Genomic DNA, 26,957 nt, shown 5'->3' with positions numbered 1-26,957 from the left:
TTCAGGATGCCACAAATATCGATTATTATTCCCGTCTATAACGGTGCGACGACCATTCAAGCCACAATTGATTCTGTTCTCAAGCAAACTTTTTCAGATTTTGAATTGATTATTGTTAATGATGGTTCAACGGATAGTACCCTAGAGATTATCTCTCAGTATCGCGATCGGCGTCTTCAAGTGTTGTCCTATCCCCATGCTGGCGCTTCCGCTACTCGTAACCGAGGACTCAAACAGGCTTCTGGGGAATATATTGCATTTTTGGATGCTGATGATTTGTGGACTCCCGATAAACTAGAAGCCCAACTCAACGCCCTCCAAACCCACCCCAAAGCCGCAGTTGCTTATAGTTGGACTGATTTTCTAGATGAGGCGGGTTCCTGGCGACAAGCAGGTAGACATACGACAGTTAATGGAGAACCCTATGCTGCGATGCTCCTCTATAACTTTATCGAAAGTGGTTCAAACCCGTTAATTCGTCGTGATGCTCTTGACGATGTAGGAGGTTTTGATGAGTCTCTGAGCGGGGGACAAGATTGGGATTTATACTTGCGTTTAGCGGCTCGTTATCTGTTTGTCAATGTTCCGGCTGTTCAGATCTTTTACCGCATCCGCAATAACTCAATATCTTCTAATATTACTCGCCAAGAACAACAAGTTGTGAAAGTCTTAAATCGGGCTTTTTCGCAAGCTCCCGACAGCTTACAACCGTTAAAGCAAAAAAGCTTGGCTCTTGTGTATAAGTATCTGGTGTGCAGAACCCTTGACCTTTTACCAAATCGTTCTAACGGTTGGAAAGCGTTACGACTCATTGTTATTTATGTGAGGTACGAACCGGAAATTATTGGACAATTGAAGTTAATTTTCATTCTCCTACTCAAAAGTATTGGTTTAATCCTAACCCCTCAATTTCCCCAACTCCTTCAAAAACTCAAACGTCTCATTCACTCAGAAGTTCATGCTTCGGGTTGAATTTTTGTGGTAATTGCCGTTAACTGAGAGGGAAGTTTTTCTTCTTTTTCGGAAGTTGCGGGTTTGTTAGTAAAAGACAAACCTTCCTCGGAACGATCAATATAAATCGTATCTCCGGCTACATACTTTTGTTCTAATAATAAATTCGCAATCGGATTTTCTAACTCCCGTTGAATGGCTCGTTTTAACGGTCTAGCCCCATACACTGGATCGTAACCCACTTCTGCAATATAATTCATTGCCTCTGGAGACAACACCAAACTAATTTTTTGATCGACTAATAACCGCATCAGTCGCTTGACTTGAATCGCCACAATATGACGCAATTCTGATTTATTCAAAGCATGGAATAGAATCGTTTCATCGACTCGATTGAGAAATTCGGGGCGGAAATGCGATCGCAAAGCACCCATTACCCGACGGTACATTTCTTCATAGCGAGAGTCATCTCCAGCCACATCAAGAATGTATTCACCCCCAATATTACTCGTCATCACAATGACTGTATTGCGGAAATCAACTTTCCGGCCGTGAGAGTCGGTAATTCGGCCATCATCGAGGACTTGTAAGAGGATATTAAAGACATCGGGATGGGCTTTTTCCACCTCATCAAAGAGAATCACAGAGTAGGGATGACGGCGCACAGCTTCAGAAAGTTGACCGCCTTCATCGTAGCCAATATACCCTGGAGGCGCCCCGACTAACCGAGAAACGGCGTGTTTTTCCATATATTCGGACATATCAATCCGAATCAAGGAGTCTTCGCTGTCAAACAGAAACTCGGCTAAGGCTCGGGCTAACTCGGTTTTTCCGACCCCTGTTGGCCCCATAAACAGGAACGAACCGATGGGACGGCTGGGATCTTTCATTCCGGCTCTCGCCCGTCTAATTGCGGCAGAAACGGCGGCTACGGCTTCTTGTTGTCCGATGACTCGTTGATGCAGATGGCTTTCGAGTTGCAGGAGTTTTTGGCGTTCAGACTCTAACAATCGATTAACAGGAATTCCAGTCCATTTAGCGACAATCGCGGCGATGTCAGCTTCGGTGACTTGTTCTCGTAGGAGGGTTGAACCTTGAGATTGTAATTTCAGCAGTTCGGCTTCTTTGGCTTCGCGATCGCGATGAACCGCTTCTAGTCTACCGTATTTTAATTGTGCAGCTTTATTGAGATCATAATCTCGTTCGGCTTGTTCGATTTGAACTCGCAGTTTTTCTTCTTCTTCTTTGAGGGTATTAATTCCGTCGAGTAACTCTTTTTCAGATTTCCATTGCGAGGATAATTTTTCTTGCTTGAGTTTCAACGCTTCAATTTCTTGTTTGATGCGATCTAAGCGGAAACTCACGCCTACATCGGCTTTGTGGAGTGCATCTCCATTTTTAGCATCACTTTCGCCTTCAATGGAGAGTTTTTCCATTTCTAGCTGCATGATCCGCCGATCTATTTGTTCGAGTTCGACGGGTTTGGAGGTGATCTCCATTTTGAGTTGGGCTGCGGCTTCATCCACTAAATCAATGGCTTTATCGGGTAGAAAGCGATCGCTAATATAACGACTAGAAAGTATCGCCGCCGCGACTAAAGCAGAGTCCGTAATTTTAACCCCATGATGACGTTCGTAGCGGTCTTTGAGACCTCGTAGAATAGAAATCGTATCCTCTGGGGAAGGCTGATCAACGTAAACCTGTTGGAAACGTCGTTCTAAGGCGGCATCTTTTTCGATATGTTTGCGATATTCATCGAGGGTAGTTGCTCCGATACAGCGCAATTCGCCCCGTGCTAACATCGGTTTGAGTAAATTTCCGGCATCCATCCCCGAGCCTCCGGTACTCGCACCCCCGCCTGCACCAACAACGGTATGCAGTTCATCGATAAATAGTACAATTTGTCCGTCGGAGTGGGTGACTTCTCGCAAGACTGAGCGTAATCGTTCTTCAAATTCGCCTCGATATTTGGCACCAGCGATTAAACTCCCCATATCGAGGGAAATTAACTGACGATTTTTGAGAGATTCGGGAACGTCTCCATTGACGATTCGTTGAGCGAGTCCTTCGGCGATCGCTGTTTTTCCGACTCCGGGTTCTCCGATTAATACGGGGTTATTTTTGGTGCGCCGGGACAGACAACTGACGACTCGACGAATTTCTTCATCCCGACCAATAACGGGGTCAAGTTTTCCGGCTTTGGCTTGTTCGGTGAGGTCGCGCCCATAGCGTTTGAGGGCATCATAACCGGTTTCGGGGTTCTGTGTTTCGACTTTTGCACTGCCCCGAGTGGCTTTGATGGCGTCTTCTAGCTTTTTACGACCAGCAACAGTCGGAGGACGAGCGGATGTGCGTTGCTCCATTCCAGGGCGACCGGGGCGTGCGGGAGGTTGTTGTTGTCCACCACCACCGAGAAGACGACGCCCAATCCGTTCATCGTCTGCAAAAGCCAGCAAAAGGTGTTCGACGGAGATAAATTCATCTTGCCAAGTTTCTCGGGTTTGTTCGGCGACATCGAGTAATACATCTAACCCACGACCCAGGTAGAGATGATCGATTTTACCGACTCGGGGCTGACGCTTGGTATGGGCTTCGAGTTGTTGGGTGATATTTTCTGGGTCTATTCCTGCGCGCTCTAGGATGTTGGTCGCGAGTCCATTTTGTTCGAGTAGAGCAATGATTAAATGTTCGACTTCGAGTTGCTGATTTTGAAAACGACGAGCCACATCCTGGGATTTTACGATCGCTTCCCAGGCTTTATCTGTAAATTTGCTCGGATCAGTCGGTTGCATCTTGCGATTTTAAGTTGGGGGTTTGGAATTGAAAAAGGAAGGTTGGGGATAGAAGCAGGAAAATTTTAGAATTGACTGCTGGTCAGATGGCGTTAGGGCTTTACTGCTGTTTGTTTTCCTACTTCTATCATTTTTTGTTAGCTGGCAGCAGTTGCGGTTTCTTTTTCTGGGGTGCTGCTGTGGGTGCTGAGTTGAATCAGTTCTATCTTATACCCATCGGGGTCTTGTACGAAGGCAATTACGGTAGAACCATGTTTCATTGGGCCAGGTTCACGGGTGACTTTACCCCCTGCGGCTTTAATTTGGTCACAGGTGCTGTAGATATCTTCTACTCCTAAAGCAATGTGGCCGTATCCATCCCCGATGTCATAATGATCGGTTCCCCAGTTGTAGGTTAACTCAATAACGGAGTGATCGGCTTCATCCCCATAACCGACAAATGCCAGGGTAAATTCTCCGCCGGGATAGTCTTTCTGGCGTAGGAGCTTCATTCCGAGAATATCACAGTAAAACTTTTTAGATTCTTCTAGGTTGCCGACGCGCAACATGGTATGTAACAGTCTCATTACTCGTATTTACCTTTTTTTATGTACCCTCACTGTTTATTTTAAGAGGATGTTTGCGACTTGAGCAGAGATTGGGGTTGAAATTTGCTGAGGCTTTCCTCTGTGTTCCCTGACTTTTGCGGGGTTGTCTTCCGTATTTTAAGAGACGTTAAGTTGATTATCGGTTCGTTTTAATTTCTTTGACATCCTCTCCGTCGTAAACAACGGAGATTCCAAACATCACTGTCTGGGCTTCCTCTTTCCACGAGCTGACTTACTAGGTTGAGTTTCCCCAACAGAGCAGAGGGCATTCTCTTCAGAGGCGTTAATTACCACCTGCCCGGCGGTATTTTAAAAACAGATATTAAGCGGAAGAACGGATTAAGTTATCTGTAGGACAGCATAAATCTCTGATACTCGCAGTTAAATTAATCCGTTAATCGATTTCTTATCCGTTTCTTTATTTGATAGCTGTTTTAATGCAGATTTCAATATGTTTCTGGCGGCATTTTCATCTCGGTCAGCAATATACCCGCAGTGAGGGCATTCATGGGTTCTCGTACTGAGAGTTTTTACAACTTTCTCGCCACAATTTGAACAGTTTTGAGAAGTATATGCGGGTTCGACAGCAATAACTGGAACCCCATAAACCCGCGCCATATATTCTAACCATTCTCGAAACCTGTACCAAGCTGCATCGCTAATTGATTTGGCTAGATGATGATTTTTAACCATGTTGCGAATCCGTAGGTTTTCAACCGCTACCAAGTCGTTAGACTGTATGACGTGTTGGGCTAGTTTACAAGCCCAATCATTACGCCTGCGTGAAACCTTGAGATGCGCTCTACCTAATTTGTTTCTGGCTTTTTGGCGATTTTGACTGCCTTTTTGAGTTCTTGATAATCGACGTTGTAGCTTTTTAAGCTTGCGTTCATCTTTTCTCAAAAACCGGGGATTATCTATTTGATTACCAGAACAATCTGTGTAGAAATAGTTAAGACCTACATCTAATCCTGTTTGTTTTCCTGTGAGTTCTTTTTTCTCCTCTCGTTCATGGTCTATCAGAAATTGAGCATAATACCCGTCATGTCTTCTAATTACCCTCACTCGTTTGATTTGTTTTAACTGATAATAGTGCAGGTTCCGGCTTCCCCAAAGCTTAAATGTACCCGTTTGAAACTTGTCTGTGAACGTTAGATAACGTCTGTCCTCTGAAAGTTTCCATCCTGATGTTTTGTATTCAACAGACGCTCTAACTTGATACTTTTTAAACTTTGGGAATCCTTTTGAGCCTGGTATTTTCTGCTTGCAATTCCGATAAAATCTTTCAATTGATGCCCAAGCTCTTTCTGCGTGTGCTTGTCGTGCCATTGAGTTTAACCTTGATGCCCAAGGAAACTCTGGATTGTCTGACAACAGTTTGCAGTGCTTGTAGGCATCGTTGCGACTTTTAACTTGACCGTCTAACCATGCCCTGATGACGCTGTTGCGAACAAATCGACCTGTCCGAATGGCTTCATCCAAGCTTCGGTACTGGCAATATGTTCCTTGCAGCTTCATTTCATATACGAGCATAATTTGTCGTCGTCGCTGACGATAACCCATCATAGCACGAACATAATCCGTCGTGAACGACGGGGCTTTTGACCCGCTTTTTTTGGTAAGGAGTAACTGACAATTTTAGAAAAGAATGCTTAAATTGTAATAGGGAATACAAAAACCTGACCCTGAAAGTCTGTGGATCTCGTTTCAGGCTTAATTCCCCGGAATTCATTTCAGTTTGAATGACAAAGCACCGCCAAGATTCGACCTGTTAGACGAACCGTTCCCACGTCGCTCTTTTTAGGCTTATAGAATTTTTGGGTTGACCATGAATAAACTGACCTCAACGCTGGATCCCTTGACCGCAGAAGATATCACTCGCTTAACTGGAATTGATACTCCTGTCGTCGAAAAAATGTTTAATGCAATTGCTGATTTTACAAAAGGTGATTATCGCCAAATTCGACGTGCTGAACAAGCAGGAGTAAAAGATGAGAAGATTGAACTTCTCAATACTTTTATGAATAAAATGTCAGGCTATCAGGGAGAGATTTATCGAGGACTATCTTTTGGTGAGAAATCGATTCAGACCTTTATTGAAAATCTCAAACAACCGGGCGGTTATACTTTAGAAGCAATGGCTAGCTTTACCTATAGCTTAAATGTTGCTGAAAATTATTCGGGTTCTTGCTATTGCGTTGTACTCCGAGTCAAAGGAAATCGTTCGGGTGTGGCGATTTGTGATTTTTCTGCGATGTATGCTGAATGTGAAGTGTTGGTTCCCAAAGGCACTAGATACCAAGTTGTTAATCTCCCGGATAAAATAGAACGGGGAAAAATTAATTATATTGATCTGCAAGAGATTTAAAATCATCAACTTAGTGTTTACTGTTTCTAGGTGGGGGCAATTTATGAATTTCCCCTACTTTTTTTAGGGATCACTTTTGACTGTCTATGAACCTGACCTAACCATTTTTGCAATCGATATAACTCACTTAATCCGATGGATTTAGTTTTGACCGAAATTTACTTCCCGATGGCGATGCTTTAATTAGTCTTTTGGCCGAATGTGCAAACGATGGTATGGCGATGGCGATGCACTTTGAACCCAATAAAACTACGCCTGCAAGCGTTCCTGAACCCACCACTGTTACCAGTTTGGCTTTAGTTGGTTTGGCGTTGGTTGGTGGCAAACTTCGCAACCGCAACAAAGCTTAGTTAACATTTTGCTAACATTTATGAGCAGCGGTTTCCCTTTTGGCGTCTACTTAATTTTGAACAATAAACATAAACAGAAAAAATCTCAGAATATAAACGGTAGAGAAGTTAAATTTTCTACCGTTTAGTTTTGCTTTGAGGAGAAAGGCTTTTACAAAAAGGACTTTCAGAGGTAGACTGGAAAACTTAGATTCATTCTACTGTTTCAGTGTTTTCCTCTCCAAACTCATGCAACTGATTGACTGGTTAATTGTTTTACTATACCTTATCGTGACAATGGCGATGGGGTTGTATTTGTCTCGTCAAGGTTCAAAAAGTCTTGCTGATTTCTTCGTTTCTGGGCGATCGCTTCCTTGGTGGTTAGCAGGAATTAGCATGGCGGCGACGACGTTTTCGATTGATACTCCTCTCTATATTACCGGAGTTGTCGCTAATCGAGGAATTGCTGGAAATTGGGAATGGTGGACGTTTGGTATCTCTCACGTCATCATGGTCTATGTTTTTGCACGAATGTGGCGACGTTCAGAGGTTCTCACCGATGCCGAATTAACCGAATTGCGTTATGGTGGCAAAATGGGGGCTGTTTTAAGGGGTGTAAAAGCGTTTATTTTTGCAGTTCCAATGAATTGTATTGCCATTGGTTATGCTATGTTAGCGATGGTAAAAGTGGTAGAAGCGTTAAATATTTGGCAAGCATTAGGGATTGAAGCAACTGAAACCAATTTCAAACTTTTGAGTGTGATTGGGGTGAGTATTTTTGTTTTATTTTATGCCGGATTAGCCGGACTTTGGGGTGTTGTTGCTACTGACTTTTTTCAGTTTTTTCTGGCTTTATTTGGAGCGGTCATTGTTGCTTATTTTGCTTTAAATAGTGTGGGTGGAATTGGGGAATTAGTGGCAAAAGTTCCCCTTGCTTCTCCCGACAAAGATATTTTATCTTTACTTCCGGTTTCTTTTGGCGGTGAAAATGGATTGATTAGCTTTAGCAAAACAGCCGGAATTACAGCAAGTACCTTTTTTGCTTATATTTTTATTCAATGGTGGTCTTGGCGAAGAAGTGATGGGGGCGGTGAATTTGTTCAACGATTTGCAGCGGCGAAAACAGAAGCTGAAGCTGAAAAAGCGGCTTGGACGTTTAATATTATGCACTATGTTATTAGAACTTGGCCGTGGATTTTGGTGGCGTTGGCTTCGATAGTTCTTTATCCAGATTTAGAAGATAAAGAGTTGGGTTATCCTCAATTAATGCTGGATTTTTTGCCTCCGGGAATTTTGGGATTAGTTGTGGCTTCTTTGTTGGCTGCATTTATGAGTACAGTTTCTACTTCGATTAATTGGGGGGCTTCTTTTATTACTAATGATCTTTATTTGCGTTTTGTTAAACCTGATGCGTCTCAAACTCAATTGGTTTTTATCGGGCGATTATCTTCGGTTTTAGTTACTGTTTTAGGGGCGGGTGCAGCATTTTTAGCAACGGATGTAGCGACGGTTTTTCGGTTAGTTATTGCCATTGGTACGGGTTCGGGATTGATTTTGATTTTACGCTGGTTTTGGTGGCGAATTAATGCAGCAGCCGAATTAACCGCAATTTTAGCCAGCTTTTTTGTGGGGATGACCACCAGCTTAGTTCCGCTTTTTAAGATCGAAGATTTTGGCTTGCGGATTATGTTTATTACCGCTTGTGTGACGATTTTGTGGGTGACGGTTTTGCTGTTGACTTCACCAGAATCTGAGGAAACTTTAGAAGCATTTTATCGCCAGGTTCGACCCGGTGGGCCAGGATGGACAAAACAACGTCTGAAAACGAGTTTACCTCCAGATCAAGATTTGGGGTTGGATTTACAAAAGGCGATCGCAGCGATTGTATTATTGTTAGGGACGCTGTTAAGTGTGGGTGGATTTTTACTGTTGCAAGAAACCCTCGCTTGGGTTTGTCTAATTTTAGCCGTTGGGGGCGGAGTAACCTTGCGTCAATTGAGTAAAACTCGAATCTTACCCACACCCAGGCCAGGACTCGATGATCAAGATCTAGAAGATGATCAGTAGAAAACTACACCCAAAATAGATTACAATTGTCAAAGCATTCTCCGGCTGAATTTGAAAATCCTATGGCTATTTTTCGTCAATATATTGCGCCTTTGTTGGCGGTTTTGATCTTTTTATTGGCTTTGGTTGCAGTCAGCGCTCGGATCTTTTTACCGGGTGATTTAGCGGCACCTGCACCCGTCAGTGAAATGAGTCCGACCGGAGAACAAGCTCTAGTTTTCCTCAATCGGATTCGTGTCTGATCCGTTCATTCCCGGTTATCGATTGCGTTCGGGTTCTCGTTTGGATCGGGCGTTGCTGTTGAAGTTTATGACTCGCACTTATCGAGAACTCTATAGCGATCGCAACTTTAACCATTTAGCCGATACCATTGAGCAGTATTTTAGCGCCCAAACGCCTCTGTGGTGGGTGGAAGTTACAGGGGATCAAAAGTCCTCAGAAACACCCGTTTATTCAACTCCATTCCGAACGCTTTCGCCGATTGCTTGTTTGTGGATGGGAAATGCTATTGATCAGTTGCAGGGTGAACGAATTGCTCATATTTTTCTGGTGTACGTTCATCCGCAACATCGTCGTCGGGGAATTGGTTCAGCTTTAATGCTTCAGGCCGAAAATTGGGCGAAACAACGAGGAGATCAACAAATTAGCTTACAAGTTTTCTCCCATAATCAACCTGCACTTAATCTTTATCAGAAATTGGGTTATCAAACTCAGTCCATTTCGATGTTGAAGTCCCTCGCCGATCAATAAAGGTAAGAAATTTGCGATCGCGTGGCTCAGATGTGACCGTCGTGCTGTAAATTAATAATATGGAGGATGAGAAGCTTAGTGTAATTCATAGCCCAGAAGCCTGGGAAAGCCCCCTGGATCACATGGAGGAATCAGAAATTCCCAAGCCCGATCCAGAGGAAATGTTGCCGTTGCTTGAATCACCGGAATCGCAACGCCGGATGATTGCAGCGAGGGCATTTTGTGAGATTCAAGACAAGCGGGCAGTTCTGCCGTTGATTAATTTGTTGACGGAGGCTTGTCCATTAATTCGGGTGAGTGCAGCTTATGCTTTAGGACGAAACCCAAGCCCCGATGCAGTCGAAGCGTTAATTGAGCAACTCGAACAAGATTGGAATGGTTATGTTCGTAAAGGCGTCGTTTGGGCTTTGGGAAATTGTCGAGATCAGCGGGCCTTAACTCCATTGGTCGATGCGTTGAAAACCGATATTCCCGCCGTGCGGTTGTGGGCCGCCAGTTCTCTCGGTCAAATGGCAAAAGTCGGGTATGATGTGGTAGTTCGGGCGGTTCCGCCTGTGATTGAAGGGCTAATACACGATGAAGTCGCCGCTGTTCGCAGTAATTGCGCTTGGGCATTAGGTCAGTTGTGTCGAGAAATGCCTTCTAATGCAGTGTATGCTGGAGCGATTGATGCCCTGATTGAAGCCTTAGAAGAAGACAAGGATGTAGGTGTGCGAGAGGATGCCAAATCGTCGTTATTACGAGTCGGTGATCCCCGTGGGTTACAGATTATTGAGGAGTTACAACGGGATGGTTTATTATAACCTCTGAACTTGGGGTTTTTGCTAATTGCGCTAAAACCATGAACAATGAACCGTGAACTTCTCAAGTGCAATAAATATTCATGGACTTAAACACCATTACGATTTCTGCGGAAACAGACAGTCCCGAAGGTTTAATCGTGTTTCTGCATGGTTGGGGCGCCAATGCTGAAGATTTAGCTTCATTAACGCCGTTGCTGAGGCTACCCCAATATCAGTTTATCTTCCCCGATGGCCCCTTTCCCCATCCCCAAGTTCCGTTAGGACGGGCGTGGTATAGTCTAGAAACCTCTGAATACAAAGGACTAGATGAAAGTCGTCAAACGCTACAAGACTGGTTAGCTTCCCTGGAAACTTCTACAGGGATTCCGGCGAGTCGAACAATTTTAGGCGGTTTTTCTCAGGGAGGGGCGATGACGATGGATGTGGGACGAAAATTGGGCTTGGCTGGATTAGTGGTGTTGAGTGGCTATCTGCACTTTTCTCCTGAACCTCAAGAGGATTCTTTACCTCCGATGTTAATTGTACATGGTCGTCTGGATCGGGTGGTGCCGTTGAGTGCTGCTCTAAGAGCCAGAGATAGTTTTCAGAAACTTGGAGCAAATATACAGTATCACGAATTTGATATGGCGCACGAAATTCGTCCGGAAGTTTTAAGTTTAATACGAAGTTTTGTTGTGGAGGTGATGTCGAAATCCAGTTAAAACCTTACACTAGAAATAGGGAGTCTGATGTGAGATTTACCCACACAAAGGCTCAAAGCAAATGCGACTTAACGGAGGTAGCTACAGATGGAAACGTTGACTCGATCCTCACCGCAAATTTCTACACTGACTGTAGAGGATGTGGCTGAATTAGCTACACGTTTGGAAATCGATGACTATAGCGATCCGTTTGAGGGTCTTAACGATTGGCATTTGCTACGAGCGATCGCATTTCAGCGTCCAGAGTTAGCTGAACCTTATCTGTATTTACTCGATATCGAGACTTACGACGAGGCTTAATCGTTCATCGGTGAGTTGAGATGAATAATTTGAGGGGTTCACAGCATGGGCTGTACCCCTATTTTCATTTTAATTCCGAGTGATAACAAGGGTTTAAAGGTCAACTGATTTCTCTATTTTTACCCTTTTTATTTGGAAGATAGAAGATGAAACAAATTTTACCTTCTCCTTTTAAAAGAAAAATCTTAATCGCGGTTAGTGGGGGAATTGCAGCTTATAAAATTTGTGAGGTGATCTCAACTTTAGCGAAAGCTGGAGCGGAAGTCAGAGCGATTTTAACCGACTCAGCACAACAGTTTATTACGCCTTTAACGATCGCGACGCTTTGCCGTCATCAAGCCTACACTGATGCCGATTTTTGGCAACCGACTCACGGGCGTCCACTACATATTCAGTTAGGAGAATGGGCGGAATTAGTGGTCATTGCTCCAATAACTGCCAATACTTTAGCGAAAATTGCGACCGGAATGGCGGATAATTTGTTAACCAATACTATTCTCGCTTCGAGTTGTCCAGTGTTGTTGGTTCCCGCGATGAACCGTCAGATGTGGCAACAAAATATTGTTCAGCAAAATTGGCAGCAAGTTTTGAGTCACGAGCGCTTTCATGGGATGACTCCGGTTGCGGGGATTCTTGCTTGTGATCTTCCCCTCAAAGAAAGGGAGGGTTGGCAAGTGAGTGCAGGACGTATGGCTGAACCGAAACAAATTCTAGCTCATATCGAGTCATTGCTGCATACGGGTGGAAAACGGGATTTACTCGGAAAGCGGGTGTTAGTCAGTGCAGGAGGCACCCGAGAACATCTTGATCCGGTGCGGTTTATTGGCAATCCTTCCACGGGGAAAATGGGGCTGGCTGTTGCTCAAGCGGCGATACATCGGGGGGCGACGGTAATGTTCGTACACGCACCGATAAAGACGGAGTTGCTGGCACTGTTGCCCGATGAGGTGGAAGGGGTGAGTGTTACCACTGCCGAACAGATGCGTCAGGCGATGTTAGAACGGTTCTCGCCAGCCGATATTACGGTGATGACGGCAGCCGTGGGAGATGTTCAACCTGCGGACTATTACGATTACAAGCTCTCAAAAGGGGATTTACCTACAGCTATCCCATTAAAGCAATGTGTAGATATTTTAGCAGAATTGGGTAAAATAAAGCAACCCCCTCAATTTTTAGTCGGATTTGCAGCACAAACAGGGGAGATTTTAACGCCTGCTTTACGGAAATTAGAAGCAAAGAATTTGGATATTATTGTTGCGAATCCTGTGGATCAAGTTAATGCCGGGTTTGGGAGTGATACGAATACAGCGACATTAATTAATAAAATGGGAAAACAGGTTGATTTTGTCGGATGTAGTAAGTTAAAACTCGCCCATCATTTGTTTGATTTTATAGAGATTGATCATTAAATAATTATAGAAAAAAGAAGGACTAAAATCATCCTTCTTTAGAATAAACTTGCATGAAGTTAAAGCGAACAAAATGTTTTAGTTATCGCTTTCCCTAGAGGAATGTTGAAATTCCGAGTGATGACCATTACTATCTGGATTAGAACTTTCGTTATCGTGACGCCAGAGAAGACGTTGAGGCATTCCAATGGCAATTCCTTCGCGATCAAAAGCCAACTTAATTCGTAAGCGAAACTCTCGTCCAACTGCCCATTGTTGAATAGGTTGAGTCTTAATCCAAACTTGAATTAAAATACCATTGTGTGTAATCCCATCTACCCCTAAAATAGAAGCAGGTTCGATCATTAAATCCTGCCATTGAGGTTCACTTCGCATTTCCTCAGCGACTTGATGAATCACTTCTAAGGCGTGTTTAACATCAGCATCATAAGCAATCTCAATTTTGAAGTCAACCCGTGACCATTCTTTCGTTAAGTTTTGAACAACATCAATATTTCCATTCGGAATGGAAATCAAACGCCCTTCATCACCTCGCAAATGAGTCATGTACAAGTTCATTTTTTCGACAAACCCGGCAACATTACCCAACACAATCACATCACCCACTGCAAATTGATCGGTAAAAAGAATCAAACACCCACGAATTACATTGGTAATATGAGGTTGAAAAATATAGGTCACAATCAAAGTGATCACACCCGCACTAGCAAGTCCTTCTGTAGAAAGTCCTAACACTGATAAAGAGAGAATTGTTGCTAACCCATAAGCAATCACAGAGGTGAGTTGAGACAAAGCCGCAGAATAGGTTTTTACCCGCATGGTATAGCGTTGAGGTGTGGATGAAGTTTGTTGTGCTTCTGTCGCCCAACGGTTGAGAAGGGAATCAATAAAGAAATCAACAACTTTGTCAGCAATACTCAAAACAATCCAGATTAAAGCAATCCAAATCGGACTTTTAGCCAATAATACGGCATAAACTTTAGTAGGAGGATAGAAAAACAAAATCGCTGCGATTCCAAGCCCCCAAACAATCAGTTGTACCCAGAACAAAATATTTTCAATTAACAACATTAAGTTGATTTGCTGTTTTAAAATACTTTGTTGCTTTAAAGAATTTTGAGTTATGTACTGCCAGATCGACTCCACACTGGAAGTCACTAAATCAAACGGAATGTCTGTTAAATCAGTGTTGGTATTCTGCCGCTTGGAAGAATGTGTAGATCTTTGCTCAGTATGAGTTTGATCTGTCTTTTTCGCTGCATTAATTGCTTCTTCAGCTTCGGCAGCTTTGGCGGCTAACTCCTCAGAAGTTGTATCGGGTTCTACCGCGATTGATTTTTCTAAATCTTCTAACTGTTTGCGAACTTTACGGCGTCTGGCTTTAATTTGCTTTTTAATCCAAAAGAAGATGAAACTCAGGAGGAAAATTGCCGATAAGATAATTAAGAAAAGAACAACAAAATAAAAAGTATTTGCAGCAACAGCCTCTTGGGTTTTCAAAGAACTACTTAACTGTTGTTGAATTTTATATTGCCAGATTTTTGCCAGAACAAAGGCTTCTGTTTTCTCATAGGAGAAATTGGGAAAATTTTCAGTAATTTGCTGACGCCACTGTTCAATTCGTTTGAGTTGTTGAGGATCATTGGGTATCAATACATCCTGGTTAGGAATAACATCCCATTCCCGCACACTCAACAGGGTTTGCTTTAAAAATCCTTCTTGAGAAGGTAGATAGATAACCGGTATATTATTTTCAAGTGCAACTTCTATTTTAGGAGTTTGAGGGTGAAGACTTTCATCGGTCGTTTCAGATTGAGAGGTGAGTTTTTTACCGATGGCAGTATCTTTACTTTGTTCAAGGATAATTCTCTTCGCTGAATTCTTATTTCTATTTTTATTTAATGAAATTTCAGAGTTAGCTTGATTGGATGTTGCCCGACTTTGGGCTTTTTTTTGAATAAGATTCAGTTGTCGCTGAATTCTTCTGGCTCGTAATTCAACTGGTAAACTCGTGTTTTCTCCATTTTCAGTAACGGGTGGTGAAGCAATCTTCAAAACTGGCTCTGTACTTCCAGTCATCCAGACATGACTACACAACTGAAGATTCACGCAATTGAAGGGTTTATTAAAGGCATTGAAAATCGGTGTCTCGTTATTGCCTGTGGATTCGAGAGAAATGGGAATCGGAAATTGTGCTGTCGCTGTGGGTATTGCAGTTACAATTAGGATAAACGTTAGCACCGAAATAGACACAAACCGCATGGGTCTGTAGAGTCGGCTTCGTAAATGGCTGCTAAACGCTTCTAGTGTTCGGATAATCCCGATGTGGATGTCCACTAATTTAGGCATATTTACTTAACCTCTTGTTCGCACTTTTTCCATTCTACGCAACCCGAACAGAAACTGGGGGGAAATACTACTAAGGGGAGAGAACCCTACCCCTTCCTGTTTTCCCAATTTTTGACTGTAGCGAGAAGGTTAAGCAGATGACTCTATCTGAAGATAGAAAGATAAACCGGGTTAAAATCCGGATGATTACCCCTTTTTTATCTGATTTAAAGTAACTCGATAGTTTTAAGTGATTAGATGATCTAAAATTAATAATTCTAATTTATGAATATCGGGGAAGCGGGTATCATTTGTTGTAAAAAAGGTGATTGTAGAGGGGATAACTTTCAATTTAACTTGACTCAGAGCTTGAAAAAAAGCACTAACAACTGTCAAATAAGTTGAATTTTGTTCAATAAAATAAATCAGTAATGGAAATTCAGACTGACTAAATCCCCATAAAATATTTCCCTAGCTGAGAAAACTAGGGAAACAACTTAATATTAGATAATACTCCGTTCAGGTTGATAAGAAGTAATGGCTTTCATGTATTGAGCGCGTTCATAGGCCGATTGATTTTCACAATGGAGTTGTGACATAGAACCTTGCATCTGTTTAACAGACTCATATTCTTTCTCCTCCATCCAGGTTTTGATCTCAGTTTCCATCGTCTGAAGGTAGGGAATTCCATGTCGCAATAACGCCGAACAAACATGAGTTACTTTTGCCCCGGCCATTAACATTTTTATCGCATCTCGACCCCGTTGAATGCCACTTGTTGAGGCTAAATCTGCATTAATTCGACCTGATAAAATCGCTATCCACCGCATCGGTAAACGCAAAGCTTGAGCATTACTTAAAATCGAACCAGGTTCAACTTCTAATTCCTCGGGATTAATATCGGGTTGTAAGAAACGATTAAACAAAACTAACCCATCCGCCCCGGCTTCATCTAACTGTTTTGCCATGTTTGCCATATTGCTAAAAAACGGACTGAGTTTCACGGTGACGGGAATATTAACCTCCGCTTTCACTTCTCGCAAAGTATCAATATAATTCTGTTCAACTTGCGCTCCACTCATGTTAAAATCAGTTGGGACGTAGTAAATATTCAGTTCAATCGCATCGGCTCCGGCGTCTTGCATGAGTTTGGCATATTCGACCCAACCGCCCGAAGAAAAGCCATTTAAACTGGCAATAATTGGAATTTGAACCGCTTGTTTGGCTTGGCGAATATGGTCTAAATACAATTCCGGGCCAACATGAAATTCATCGGGTTCAGGAAAGTAAGTTAAGGCTTCTGCAAAGCTTTCGGTACCGTATTCTAAATGATGTTGAAGTTCAAATTTTTCGCGCAATAATTGTTCTTCAAACAGCGAATGCAAGACCACTGCACCCGCCCCCGCGTCTTCGAGACGTTTAATATTATCAATGTCTTCTGATAAAGGTGCCGCCGCAGAAGGAACGAGAGGTGAACGCAAATCTAAGCCCAAATAAGTTGTCGTTATATCCATGGTTTTGTTCTCTAAATACTGGGAAATTGAGGCGTGTTTATGAGCTTTTATCCCCCCTTCCTGTCTTCAAAAAGGGGGTGATTTGTCGGAGTTTAAATTATTCGGTATCGCTACTCGGACGAGAAGAATCATTTGTTTCCGGCGAACGATTTGCCAAATATTGATACATTTCCCAACGAGTATTTACATCTTGTTGGGCTTCTTTCATCAACTGTTTTGCATCAGCAGGTTTGCTCTTGGTTAACATCTTAAAGCGGTTTTCTTTATACATCGATGTTTCTACAGGTTGCTTCGGCGATCGCGAATCAAGTTGCAGTGGATTTTTACCTTGATCTGCAAGTTCTGGATGATAACGATACAACAACCAACGACCACTTTCAACAATCTCTTTTTGAAGGCTCATAGCAGTCATCATATTAATCCCATGAGCAATACAATGAGAGTAGGCAATAATTAATGACGGCCCGTCATAAGCTTCTGCTTCTAAGAAAGCTTTTAAAGTGTGTTCATCTCGCGCCCCCATCGCCACACTCGCCACATAAACATTACCGTAAGTCATGGCAATTAAGCCCAAATCTTTCTTCTGTGCAGGTTTACCGCCTGCGGCAAATTTTGCCACCGCAGCGCGAGGTGTAGACTTAGAAGATTGACCTCCGGTATTAGAATAAACCTCGGTATCCATCACTAAAATATTGACATTTCGACCACTAGCTATGACATGATCGACACCCCCAAAACCAATATCATAAGCCCAACCATCCCCACCGAAAATCCAAACCGATTTCTTCACTAAATAATCAGCAACACTGACTAATTGTTGAGCATCAGGATCATCAACACCCCGCAGGTTTTGTTTCAGTTGGGCGACGAGTTCCCGTTGTTCCCAAATATCAGCTTCTGATTTTTGCGGGTTATTGAGAATTTGCGAGACTAAATTATCGCCAATCATTCCGCCTAATTTCTGCAATAATTCTGTGGCAAAAGCGGCGTGTTTGTCTATCGAAAGTCGGAACCCAAAACCAAATTCGGCGTTATCTTCAAACAAACTATTTGACCAAGCTGGCCCCCGTCCTTCGGCGTTTGTGGTGTAGGGTGTGGTGGGTAAATTTCCGCCGTAAATAGATGAACAACCTGTGGCATTTGCAATCACCATGCGATCGCCAAATAACTGGGTTGCTAGCTTAATATAAGGCGTTTCTCCACAGCCTGAACAAGCCCCAGAGAACTCAAATAACGGTTCTTGCCATTGTTGTTGACGAATGCGATCAACGTGCAGTTGACGGCGATCTGGGTTGGGTAAATTGAGGAAGAAATCCCAATTTTCTCGTTCTTGTTCCCGCAGGGGTTGTTGCGGTTCCATATTAATCGCTTTGCGGGATGCCATTGATTTGTTTTTCGCCGGACAAATATCAACACAAATTCCGCATCCGGTACAATCTTCTGGGGCGACTTGAATGGTGAATTTTTGACCGGAATATTCTTTATCTTTGATATTGGTAAACTTAAAGCTTTCCGGCGCTTTTTCTAATTCTTTTTCCTCATAAACTTTACCGCGAATGACCGCATGAGGACAAACCATAATACACTTGCCACACTGTACGCAAACATCCGGGTCCCAAACGGGAATTTCTTGAGCAAGGTTGCGTTTTTCCCATTTTGCAGTTCCCGTTGGATAAGTGCCGTCACTGGGTAAAGCACTCACAGGTAATTCGTCTCCCCGTCCGGCGATCATTGCCCCTTCGACTTCCTGAACAAATATCGGTGCATTAACAGGAATTGGCGGTAAACGACGCAGATCGCTATTCACTTCGCTGACATTAACTTCGTGTAGATTTGCTAATGTATTTTCTACGGCTTGGATATTCATTCTAACAATTTCCGCACCTTTTTTACCGTAGGTTTTTTCAATGGATTTCTTGATGTTGGCGATCGCTTCTTCTCGGGGTAAAACTCCTGATAAGGCAAAGAAACAGGTTTGCATAATGGTATTGATGCGTCGTCCCATGCCACTGTCACGGGCAACTGTATCAGCATCAATCACATAGAATTTGAGTTGCTTGCGGATGATTTGTTCCTGCATTTCTAGGGGCAATTTACCCCAAACTGACTCGACACTGTAAGGACTATTCAACAGGAACGTTGAACCCTGAGCGGCACATTTGAGAACATCTAATTTTTCCACAAACGTCCATTGATGACAGCCAATAAAGTTGGCTTGAGAAATCAAATAAGTGGAACGAATGGGGTTCGGGCCGAAACGCAGGTGAGAAACTGTTACCGCCCCGGATTTTTTGGAGTCGTAAACAAAATAACCTTGGGCGTAATTGTCGGTATCGTTCCCAATAATTTTAATTGAGTTTTTGTTGGCGCCAACGGTACCATCGGAACCCAACCCATAAAACATCGCCCGAACAACGTGATCAGGTTCGATTGAATATTCAGGTTCAAAAGGTAGGGAAGTTAAACCTAAATCATCGTTAATCCCAATCGTGAAGTGATTTTTGAGATTTCCTTGAGCTAGGTGATCAAACACGCCTTTGATCATCGCCGGAGTAAACTCTTTCGAGGATAAACCATAACGTCCCCCGATGATTTTGGGGAATTGTCCAACCCACGCTTCCATGAAAGCGGTAACAACATCGAGATAAAGGGGTTCACCACCTGCGCCCGGTTCTTTGGTGCGATCTAATACCGCAATGGTTTTAACGGTTTTGGGGATAGCTTCGATGAAGCGTTGGTTATCCCAGGGACGATACAACCGCACTTTTAACACCCCGACTTTTTCGCCTTGGGCGGTGAGGGTGTCAACGGTTTCGTGAACAGTTTCGCAACCGGAACCCATGAGGATAATGATCTGTTCGGCATCGGGGGCGCCGTGATATTCAAACAGTTTATAATGACGCCCGGTGAGTTCTCCGACTTGATCCATTGCGTTTTGAACCATCGCCGGACAAGCGGTATAGAAGGAATTCACCGTTTCTCGGGCTTGGAAGTAAACGTCGGGGTTTTGGGCAGTTCCCCGCAATACCGGGGCATCGGGGGTTAAGGCGCGGGCGCGATGTTCATAAACGTATTTGTCGTCAATGACTGAACGCAACACCGACTCATCAAGGGTTTCGATTTTTTGGACTTCGTGGGAGGTGCGGAACCCGTCGAAGAAATGAACGAAGGGAAGGCGAGACTCTAGGGTAGCCGCTTGAGAAATGAGGGCAAAATCATGGGCTTCTTGGACGGAGGCGGAACACAACATCGCAAAACCGGTTGCCCGAGTTGCCATGACATCGCTATGATCACCAAAAATGGAGAGGCCTTGGGCGGCTAGACTACGCGCAGCAACGTGGATAACGCAGCTTGTCAGTTCTCCGGCTATTTTGTACATATTAGGGATCATCAGCAATAATCCCTGAGAAGCGGTGAAGGTGGTCGTCAGAGAACCCGCTTGTAAGGCCCCATGCACCGCCCCGGCTGCACCTGCTTCGCTTTGCATTTCCACAACAGAGGGAATGGTTCCCCAGAGGTTGGGTTGGGCTTCAGACATCCAAGTATCTGACCATTCTCCCATCGGTGAGGAGGGGGTGATGGGGTAAATAGCGATCACTTCGTTGAGACGGTAAGCAACACGGGCGACTGCTTCGTTCCCGTCGAGGGTTGCATAGGTTTTTGTGTTCATTTGGATTTCCTCTAGATGCTGCGGTTATCAGCAGATTAACGACAGATTAAAATAGACTCAGTTTGATGCGACTGTATTGGGTTAAGGTTAAGGGTTTTCCTTTCTGTTATTAAACCTGCAAAAAATTTCATCCAATTTTACGGTTTACGGCAATCATTGCTATTTTGTGTTGAGTTCCTCAATGTCAATTATAAACGGTTATATATTCTTTAATCAACGGTTAAAAATTTAGGGTTAAGTTGTCTGTTTCCCTGAAAAGTTTACTCCGTTGATTCTGGGTTGGCGGATCTTGCCTGTTTTTGTTCTCTAAATCTTGGCTTTCACACCTGAGTCTGATCCCTCCCCCCATTTTCACTTTTTGAGTGAGTTGGTGAGAAGATTTGAAATTTTAACGGGGATAACCTCCTATCGGCTTCTCTGTGTTGATCTTCCAATAGATTTTCTGAAAAGGGATCGGCTCTTCATGTTTTTTAATAGTTTGTGACTTTCTGTTGCTTTTTTCCGGCCGAAAACTTGAATCTAGGATTTGATTCGGGGTATTTTTCAGAATATGTCTCTACCAATCACCAAGTCTTTTTGTAAATAAACAATAATTTTACCACTCAACTGAATCGATTAATGGGTTAGATGTCTATTCAGCAGCAATTCTTAACAAACTTTGTTCGCTGAATTTTTAGAAGAAATTTAACAATTGCAGACAAAACATTCCGATATACTTAAAATTAGAAATTGAACCCTAGCTAGAGGTTGGTTGACAAATTTACATAAACAACCCTGCTGTTGTTTTGAACAAGTTTGAATTGTCTTGTTGATCGTTAAAATTCTCTCAACGGTGTGTACAGTCAAAGGTAGAAATAACAGACCCTTCAACACCGAAAAGCAACGGAAATTGTCACCAAAAGAACTATGCAATCTTCGACAAAAACCCCCCCTGCATCGGGACAAACCCCAGATTCATCGACTCATCCGAGTGGCGATAAGCGCTTTAAGGTCTTAGATGTCACCATGAAACGCAGCCAATATCGTCAAGATGCCCTGATTGAAGTGCTACACAAAGCCCAAGAAGCCTTCGGGTATCTCGAAGATGACGTGTTAATGTACGTTGCCCGTAACCTGAAACTGCCCCTCAGTAAAGTCTACGGCGTTGCCACCTTTTATCATCTATTTTCCCTCAAACCCGCAGGCCGTCATAACTGCGTCATCTGTATGGGAACAGCCTGTTATGTCAGAGGCGGTGACAAAGTGTTAGCCGCTATCGAAGAACAGACCGGAGTTCATTCGGGAGAAACCACCCCAGACGGTTTAGTCTCCCTGGTAACAGCCCGTTGTGTCGGGGCTTGTGGGATTGCGCCTGTGGTTGTCTATGATGGCAAAATGGCACCCCAACAAACCGCAGAATCTTCGGTTGAAAAAATTAAGGAATGGCAAGCGGAATAGGGAACAGGGAACAGCGCTTGCCTTGCGGCGGGCGCGGTTTCCGGCGAGACTTAGTTTGCAATCTTAGGGAACAGGGAACAGGTAAGAGGCAACCATGCAATAGTTTTGTGGCTTCTGCTTCCCCCCTTTTTTAAGCAGGGCGAGGGGGAATAAAAACCTGATGACTCCAAGCCAAATTCAATCCCAAGTTACTTCCCGAACTTCTAATAAAAAAACCGTTGGGTTTCTCAAGTTAAACCCAAGTTACATTTGAGAGAAGAACACTATGGAATTAAATGAACTCTTAGAACTCGCCGAACAAGAACGTCAATCTTTGAAAAGTATTCGCATTCATTGTTGTACGTCTACCGGATGTCAAGCGGCGAATTCCTTGGCGGTGAAAAAAGAAATGGAACAGGCTGTTAAAAAAGCCGGACTCCAAGATAAAGTACAAGTGGTTGGCGTCGGTTGTATGGGGTTTTGTGGCAAAGGCCCAATTGTTGAAATTGAACCCGAAGGCTTACAATATGAAACCGTTAAACCCGAAGTTGCCGCTTCAATTGTAGAAGGATTAAATGGAGGAGAAGTTAAAGCCACTCCCGGCGATCCTCAACATCCATTTTTCAGTCGTCAAATGTTGGTGGTTCGTGAACATAGCGGCAAAATTGACCCCGAAAAAATTGGCGAATATTTAAGCGTTGGTGGCTATCAAGCCCTGCATCACGCCATCTATGAAATGACCCCGGAAGACGTCGTTTCAGAAATCACAAAATCGGGTTTGAGAGGACGAGGCGGGGCGGGTTATCCCACGGGTTTAAAATGGGCAACGGTGGCTAAAATGCCCCCCGGACAAAAGTATGTGATTTGTAACGCCGATGAAGGTGATCCGGGCGCTTTTATGGATCGTAGTGTGCTGGAAAGTGATCCGCATCGGATTTTAGAAGGCATGGCGATCGCCGGCTATGCAGTCGGTGCAACTCAAGGGTATATTTATGTTCGGGCAGAATATCCCCTGGCGATTTCTCGTTTACAAAAAGCCATCCAACAAGCCAAACGTCAAGGTATTTTAGGCACACAAGTTTTCGGATCACCTGTTAATTTTACCGTCGATATTCGCGTCGGTGCGGGGGCGTTTGTTTGCGGGGAAGAAACCGCTTTAATTGCTTCCATTGATGGAAATCGAGGCGTACCTCGTCCCCGTCCTCCTTATCCGGCTGTTTCAGGGTTGTGGGGAGAACCGACATTAATTAACAACGTTGAAACATTGGCAAATATTGCCCCAATTATCCGTAAAGGTGCCGATTGGTTTGCTAGTATCGGCACAGAAAAAAGCAAAGGCACCAAAATATTCTCTCTAACGGGTAAAATAAGAAATACGGGATTAATTGAAGTTCCGATGGGAATTTCTCTCCGAGAAATTGTAGAAGAAATGGGCGGAGGAGTTCCCGATGGAGAAGTCAAAGCCGTACAAACAGGAGGGCCGTCAGGCGGTTGTATTCCGGTTCATTTGTTAGATACACCTGTCGATTATGAATCGTTAACAAAATTAGGTTCAATGATGGGTTCGGGCGGTATGGTGGTAATGGATCAAGGCACTAGCATGATTCAAGTCGCACAATTTTATATGGATTTTTGCCGCGAAGAAAGTTGTGGAAAATGTATTCCTTGTCGCGCCGGAACCGTACAAATGTATCAGCTTTTAACTAAACTGATTAAAAAACAAGCCACCGCAGCAGACCTCGAAAAACTCAAAGAATTGTGTGAGATGGTAAAAGCTACAAGTTTGTGTGGATTAGGACAAACAGCACCGAACCCGATTGTCAGTACCTTGCATTATTTTGAATCTGAATACACCGAATTATTGGTTTCTCAAGAAGTTTCTAATAGCAAGGTTTTGGTTTAATTAACCTGTTTGAATTTTCAGAGGAATTAACCATGTTTTGTGAACAATGTGAACAAACCGCAAGCGGACAAGGCTGCCATCAATGGGGTGCTTGTGGGAAAAGTCCAGAAGTAAATGCTGTACAAGATTTACTCGTTTATTGCTTGCGAGGAATTGCCCCTGTTGCCTTAAAAGCGAAGGAATTGGGAATATTAACCCATGAAATTGATGTGTTTACCTGTGAGTCGTTGTTTTCCACAATGACAAACGTTAACTTCAATAAAAAACGCTTTGGGGAATACGTTCAACACGCCATTCAACTCCGAGAAAATTTAAAAGCTGAAGTTGAAAAACAGAGTTCAACTCCGGTTGAATGGTCTGAGATTAGTGACTATCAACCCGACTTTACCGAAAGTTTGGCACAACAAGGTCAAGATGTTGCCTTGAAGTTGATCACGCAGTCTGAAAGTAATGTTGATATTTTCTCACTCAAACTAACAGTGCTTTATGGGGTAAAAGGGTTAGCATCTTATAGTTTTCACGCCCAAGAATTGGGTCAGGAAGATGACCGCATTTACCAATTTTGTTACGAAGCCTTAGCCGCTTTAGACCAAAATAACCTCAGTTTAGAAGATTGGGTGAATTTGGTGTTAAAAGTCGGAGAAATCAACTATTTGGCAATGGAATTGTTGGATGCGGGTCATACTCAAACCTACGGCCATCCCACGCCAACAGTTGTCCCGTTAAACCCGAAATTGGGTAAAGCAATGTTAGTCTCAGGACACGACATTAAACAACTCGAAGCTATTCTAAAACAAACCGAAAATACCGGGATTACCGTTTACACACATGGCGAATTATTACCCGCCCACGGTTATCCGCTTTTGAAGCAAAAATATCCCCATTTGTACGGGCATTACGGCACGGCTTGGCAGAATCAAACTAAAGAATTTGCGAAGTTTCCGGGGGCGATTATTGTCACAACTAACTGTTTAATGCCCACCCAAGAAACCTACGAAGATAAACTGTTTACACTAGGGCCAGTGGGTTATCCGGGAATTAGCTATTTAGCGGATACAGAAGACAATACGCCTAACTATACTCTCGCCATTCAAAAAGCCCTGGCGTTACCAGGATTTACAGAAGAAAAAGAACCTCGTCAAGTCACCGTAGGTTTTGCCCGCAATAGTGTTTTAAATGTTGCCGATCAAGTTATTTCTGCGGTAAAAGAAGGCAAAATTCGTCATTTCTTCCTGGTTGGGGGTTGTGATGGCGCAAAACCGGATCGCAATTATTACACCGAATTTGTGGAGAAAGTTCCCAAAGATTGCATTGTTTTAACGCTAGCTTGTGGTAAATTCCGTTTCTTCGATAAACAGTTGGGAGAGATTGGAAATCTGCCCCGGTTGATGGATGTGGGACAGTGTAATGATGCCTATTCTGCCATTCAAATTGCGTTGGGACTCGCCCAAGCATTTGAGATGGATGTGAATGAATTGCCGTTATCAATGATTCTGTCTTGGTATGAACAAAAAGCCATCGCAGTGTTATTAACCCTATTGTATTTAGGGATTAAAGATATTCGCTTAGGGCCGACTTTACCCGCTTTTCTATCTACCAATGTATTGAATTTGTTGTCGGAAAAATATAACCTGCAACCGATTACAACACCGGATCAAGATTTAGCCGCTTGTTTAGGTTAACCCCCACCAACCTCCCCCTAAAAGGAGGAGGCTAATTACACCCTCTCCTCGCAGGGGAGGGATGGGGAGGGGTCGATAAAGAGGTCAAAAAAACACCCATCTGACTCAAAGAGGAGAACACCATTTATGTCTGTAAAAACCCTGAAAATTAATGACATTGATGTAGCCATTGAAGAAGGTTCGACAATATTAGATGCTGCCAAAGAAGCCGGGGTTCATATTCCCGTCCTCTGTCATTTAGAAGGAGTTTCTGATGTGGGGGCTTGTCGGTTATGTTTAGTCGAAATCAAAGGCCTCAACAAATTACTTCCTGCTTGTATTACCGAAGTTTCTGAAGGAATGGAAGTCACAACACACACTTCTCAACTGCAAGACTATCGTAAAATGGTTGTAGAATTGTTATTCTCAGAAGGGAATCATGTTTGTGCCGTTTGTGTGTCCAATGGTAACTGTGAATTGCAAGATGTGGCGATAGAAGTCGGGATGGATCATACCCGTTTCCCCTACATATTTCCCAAGCGAGACGTTGATATTTCTCATCCCCAATTTGGCATCGATCATAACCGTTGTATTCTCTGTACTCGCTGTGTTCGAGTCTGTGATGAAATTGAAGGCGCCCACGTTTGGGATGTCGCCGGACGAGGTGCCGATGCTAAAGTGATTACAGGATTAAATCAACCTTGGGGTCAGGTCAGCGCTTGTACATCTTGTGGAAAATGTGTAGATGCTTGTCCGACGGGTTCAATTTTCCGTAAAGGATCTACAGTAGAAGAAATGATTCACGACCATTCTAAGCTTGACTTTATTGTTACCGCACGGGAGAAAAAAGAATGGATAAGATAAGATTTGCTACCATTTGGTTAGCGGGTTGTTCCGGTTGTCATATGTCCTTTTTAGACTTAGATGAATGGCTAATTGATCTCGCTGAAAAAGTCGATGTTGTCTTCAGTCCGGTGGGCAGTGATATTAAAGAATTTCCCGAAAATGTAGATGTTTGTTTGGTGGAAGGGGCGGTTGCCAATGAAGAAAATTGGGAATTGTTAAAAAAAGCTAGAGAAAGGTCGAAATTTCTAATTTCTTTCGGAGACTGTGCGGTAACAGCCAACGTTCCCGCCATGCGAAATATGTTAGGGGGTTCTGAACCTGTTTTAAAACGTTGTTACTTAGAGTTAGGTGATGTCACGCCGCAAATTCCGAAAGACCCCGGTATTGTCCCAGAACTCCTTGATCGGGTATGCCCCATCCATGAAGTCGTGGATGTCGATTTGTTTTTACCGGGTTGTCCGCCATCCGCCGATCGGATTAAAGCTGCGATCGCACCCTTATTAGCCGGAGAAAAACCCCAAATTACCGGGCGAGAAATGCTCAAATTTGGATAAAAAAAGGA

Annotated in this window: 21 protein-coding genes; 15 read left to right on the top strand and 6 right to left on the bottom strand. The window is 43.4% G+C overall.

Annotation, left to right across the window (positions count from 1 at the left end):
- Window positions 1-6 precede the first annotated feature (6 nt).
- Window positions 7-972: a glycosyltransferase gene (locus tag L8106_RS16605; protein ID WP_009785527.1), complete on the top strand. Its 966-nt coding sequence runs from the start codon at window positions 7-9 to the stop codon at window positions 970-972.
- Here L8106_RS16605 and L8106_RS16600 read toward each other — a convergent pair.
- The 3 genes from L8106_RS16600 to L8106_RS16590 form a co-directional block, all read right to left on the bottom strand.
- Entirely contained in the window at window positions 957-3,743 is a 2,787-nt protein-coding gene (locus L8106_RS16600; protein ID WP_009785526.1) for an ATP-dependent Clp protease ATP-binding subunit, read from the bottom strand. The two genes, L8106_RS16605 and L8106_RS16600, sit on opposite strands and share 16 nt — an antisense overlap.
- A gap of 137 nt (window positions 3,744-3,880) precedes the next feature.
- A complete protein-coding gene (gene gloA, locus L8106_RS16595) occupies window positions 3,881-4,309 on the bottom strand; it encodes a lactoylglutathione lyase (RefSeq protein WP_039896546.1) in 429 nt (142 codons plus the stop codon).
- A 402-nt stretch (window positions 4,310-4,711) separates the two neighbouring features.
- Window positions 4,712-5,863, bottom strand: coding sequence for an RNA-guided endonuclease TnpB family protein (locus L8106_RS16590; protein WP_039896556.1), 1,152 nt, complete (start codon window positions 5,861-5,863; stop codon window positions 4,712-4,714).
- 295 nt (window positions 5,864-6,158) lie between these two features.
- Here L8106_RS16590 and L8106_RS16585 point away from each other — a divergent pair, with 295 nt between their 5' ends.
- The 9 genes from L8106_RS16585 to coaBC all read left to right on the top strand — a co-directional run bounded on the left by L8106_RS16585 (window position 6,159) and on the right by coaBC (window position 13,057).
- Entirely contained in the window at window positions 6,159-6,698 is a 540-nt protein-coding gene (locus L8106_RS16585) for a hypothetical protein (RefSeq protein ID WP_009785523.1), read from the top strand.
- Between the two features lie 191 nt (window positions 6,699-6,889).
- On the top strand, window positions 6,890-7,048 hold the full coding sequence (locus L8106_RS31585) for a PEP-CTERM sorting domain-containing protein (RefSeq protein WP_156803724.1): 159 nt from the start codon (window positions 6,890-6,892) through the stop codon (window positions 7,046-7,048).
- A gap of 228 nt (window positions 7,049-7,276) precedes the next feature.
- Complete coding sequence (locus L8106_RS16580) at window positions 7,277-9,094, top strand: sodium:solute symporter family protein (RefSeq protein ID WP_009785521.1); 1,818 nt, start codon at window positions 7,277-7,279, stop codon at window positions 9,092-9,094.
- A gap of 62 nt (window positions 9,095-9,156) precedes the next feature.
- On the top strand, window positions 9,157-9,336 hold the full coding sequence (locus L8106_RS16575) for a hypothetical protein (RefSeq protein WP_009785520.1): 180 nt from the start codon (window positions 9,157-9,159) through the stop codon (window positions 9,334-9,336).
- The gene (locus L8106_RS16570) at window positions 9,329-9,844 is read left to right on the top strand and encodes an N-acetyltransferase (RefSeq protein WP_009785519.1); all 516 of its coding nucleotides are present in this window, start codon (window positions 9,329-9,331) and stop codon (window positions 9,842-9,844) included. Before L8106_RS16575 ends, L8106_RS16570 begins: the two co-directional genes overlap by 8 nt.
- A 59-nt stretch (window positions 9,845-9,903) precedes the next feature.
- Window positions 9,904-10,647 (top strand): HEAT repeat domain-containing protein, encoded by a 744-nt coding sequence (locus L8106_RS16565; RefSeq protein ID WP_039896544.1) that lies wholly within the window; start codon window positions 9,904-9,906, stop codon window positions 10,645-10,647.
- An 80-nt stretch (window positions 10,648-10,727) separates the two neighbouring features.
- Entirely contained in the window at window positions 10,728-11,348 is a 621-nt protein-coding gene (locus tag L8106_RS16560; RefSeq protein WP_009785517.1) for an alpha/beta hydrolase, read from the top strand.
- A gap of 87 nt (window positions 11,349-11,435) precedes the next feature.
- Complete coding sequence (locus tag L8106_RS16555) at window positions 11,436-11,648, top strand: DUF2555 domain-containing protein (protein ID WP_009785516.1); 213 nt, start codon at window positions 11,436-11,438, stop codon at window positions 11,646-11,648.
- Window positions 11,649-11,794: 146 nt separating this feature from the next.
- Window positions 11,795-13,057: a bifunctional phosphopantothenoylcysteine decarboxylase/phosphopantothenate--cysteine ligase CoaBC gene (gene coaBC / locus L8106_RS16550; RefSeq protein WP_009785515.1), complete on the top strand. Its 1,263-nt coding sequence runs from the start codon at window positions 11,795-11,797 to the stop codon at window positions 13,055-13,057.
- Window positions 13,058-13,135: 78 nt separating this feature from the next.
- On the opposite strand, the gene L8106_RS16545 is transcribed toward coaBC, so the two are convergent.
- The 3 genes from L8106_RS16545 to nifJ form a co-directional block, all read right to left on the bottom strand.
- A complete protein-coding gene (locus L8106_RS16545) occupies window positions 13,136-15,406 on the bottom strand; it encodes a mechanosensitive ion channel family protein (protein ID WP_083798433.1) in 2,271 nt (756 codons plus the stop codon).
- A 482-nt stretch (window positions 15,407-15,888) separates the two neighbouring features.
- Window positions 15,889-16,899 (bottom strand): dihydroorotate dehydrogenase-like protein, encoded by a 1,011-nt coding sequence (locus L8106_RS16540; protein ID WP_009785512.1) that lies wholly within the window; start codon window positions 16,897-16,899, stop codon window positions 15,889-15,891.
- Between the two features lie 97 nt (window positions 16,900-16,996).
- Window positions 16,997-20,569: a pyruvate:ferredoxin (flavodoxin) oxidoreductase gene (gene nifJ, locus L8106_RS16535; RefSeq protein ID WP_009785511.1), complete on the bottom strand. Its 3,573-nt coding sequence runs from the start codon at window positions 20,567-20,569 to the stop codon at window positions 16,997-16,999.
- A 906-nt stretch (window positions 20,570-21,475) separates the two neighbouring features.
- Here nifJ and hoxE point away from each other — a divergent pair.
- The 5 genes from hoxE to L8106_RS16510 all read left to right on the top strand — a co-directional run bounded on the left by hoxE (window position 21,476) and on the right by L8106_RS16510 (window position 26,949).
- Complete coding sequence (hoxE, locus tag L8106_RS16530; RefSeq protein WP_009785510.1) at window positions 21,476-22,006, top strand: bidirectional hydrogenase complex protein HoxE; 531 nt, start codon at window positions 21,476-21,478, stop codon at window positions 22,004-22,006.
- A 265-nt stretch (window positions 22,007-22,271) separates the two neighbouring features.
- Window positions 22,272-23,888 (top strand): NuoF family protein, encoded by a 1,617-nt coding sequence (locus L8106_RS16525; RefSeq protein WP_009785509.1) that lies wholly within the window; start codon window positions 22,272-22,274, stop codon window positions 23,886-23,888.
- A 32-nt stretch (window positions 23,889-23,920) separates the two neighbouring features.
- Complete coding sequence (hcp, locus tag L8106_RS16520) at window positions 23,921-25,570, top strand: hydroxylamine reductase (protein WP_009785508.1); 1,650 nt, start codon at window positions 23,921-23,923, stop codon at window positions 25,568-25,570.
- 126 nt (window positions 25,571-25,696) lie between these two features.
- Entirely contained in the window at window positions 25,697-26,413 is a 717-nt protein-coding gene (hoxU, locus tag L8106_RS16515; protein ID WP_009785507.1) for a bidirectional hydrogenase complex protein HoxU, read from the top strand.
- Window positions 26,401-26,949 carry an oxidoreductase gene (locus L8106_RS16510; protein WP_009785506.1) on the top strand — a complete coding sequence of 183 codons (549 nt, stop codon included), beginning with the start codon at window positions 26,401-26,403 and terminating at the stop codon, window positions 26,947-26,949. Before hoxU ends, L8106_RS16510 begins: the two co-directional genes overlap by 13 nt.
- The last annotated feature ends 8 nt before the right edge of the window (window positions 26,950-26,957 follow it).

It is taken from the genome of Lyngbya sp. PCC 8106 (genome assembly GCF_000169095.1).
Lineage (GTDB): Bacteria > Cyanobacteriota > Cyanobacteriia > Cyanobacteriales > Microcoleaceae > Capilliphycus.
This window is presented reverse-complemented; position numbering and strand designations above follow the sequence as displayed.

Coding starts and splice junctions, on each gene's coding strand:
- L8106_RS16605 (WP_009785527.1), top strand. CDS start 7: ATGCCACAAATATCGATTATTATTCCCGTCTATAACGGTGCGACGACC.
- L8106_RS16600 (WP_009785526.1), bottom strand. CDS start 3,743: ATGCAACCGACTGATCCGAGCAAATTTACAGATAAAGCCTGGGAAGCG.
- gloA (WP_039896546.1), bottom strand. CDS start 4,309: ATGAGACTGTTACATACCATGTTGCGCGTCGGCAACCTAGAAGAATCT.
- L8106_RS16590 (WP_039896556.1), bottom strand. CDS start 5,863: ATGCTCGTATATGAAATGAAGCTGCAAGGAACATATTGCCAGTACCGA.
- L8106_RS16585 (WP_009785523.1), top strand. CDS start 6,159: ATGAATAAACTGACCTCAACGCTGGATCCCTTGACCGCAGAAGATATC.
- L8106_RS16580 (WP_009785521.1), top strand. CDS start 7,277: ATGCAACTGATTGACTGGTTAATTGTTTTACTATACCTTATCGTGACA.
- L8106_RS16575 (WP_009785520.1), top strand. CDS start 9,157: ATGGCTATTTTTCGTCAATATATTGCGCCTTTGTTGGCGGTTTTGATC.
- L8106_RS16565 (WP_039896544.1), top strand. CDS start 9,904: ATGGAGGATGAGAAGCTTAGTGTAATTCATAGCCCAGAAGCCTGGGAA.
- L8106_RS16560 (WP_009785517.1), top strand. CDS start 10,728: ATGGACTTAAACACCATTACGATTTCTGCGGAAACAGACAGTCCCGAA.
- L8106_RS16555 (WP_009785516.1), top strand. CDS start 11,436: ATGGAAACGTTGACTCGATCCTCACCGCAAATTTCTACACTGACTGTA.
- coaBC (WP_009785515.1), top strand. CDS start 11,795: ATGAAACAAATTTTACCTTCTCCTTTTAAAAGAAAAATCTTAATCGCG.
- L8106_RS16545 (WP_083798433.1), bottom strand. CDS start 15,406: ATGCCTAAATTAGTGGACATCCACATCGGGATTATCCGAACACTAGAA.
- L8106_RS16540 (WP_009785512.1), bottom strand. CDS start 16,899: ATGGATATAACGACAACTTATTTGGGCTTAGATTTGCGTTCACCTCTC.
- nifJ (WP_009785511.1), bottom strand. CDS start 20,569: ATGAACACAAAAACCTATGCAACCCTCGACGGGAACGAAGCAGTCGCC.
- hoxE (WP_009785510.1), top strand. CDS start 21,476: ATGCAATCTTCGACAAAAACCCCCCCTGCATCGGGACAAACCCCAGAT.
- L8106_RS16525 (WP_009785509.1), top strand. CDS start 22,272: ATGGAATTAAATGAACTCTTAGAACTCGCCGAACAAGAACGTCAATCT.
- hcp (WP_009785508.1), top strand. CDS start 23,921: ATGTTTTGTGAACAATGTGAACAAACCGCAAGCGGACAAGGCTGCCAT.
- hoxU (WP_009785507.1), top strand. CDS start 25,697: ATGTCTGTAAAAACCCTGAAAATTAATGACATTGATGTAGCCATTGAA.
- L8106_RS16510 (WP_009785506.1), top strand. CDS start 26,401: ATGGATAAGATAAGATTTGCTACCATTTGGTTAGCGGGTTGTTCCGGT.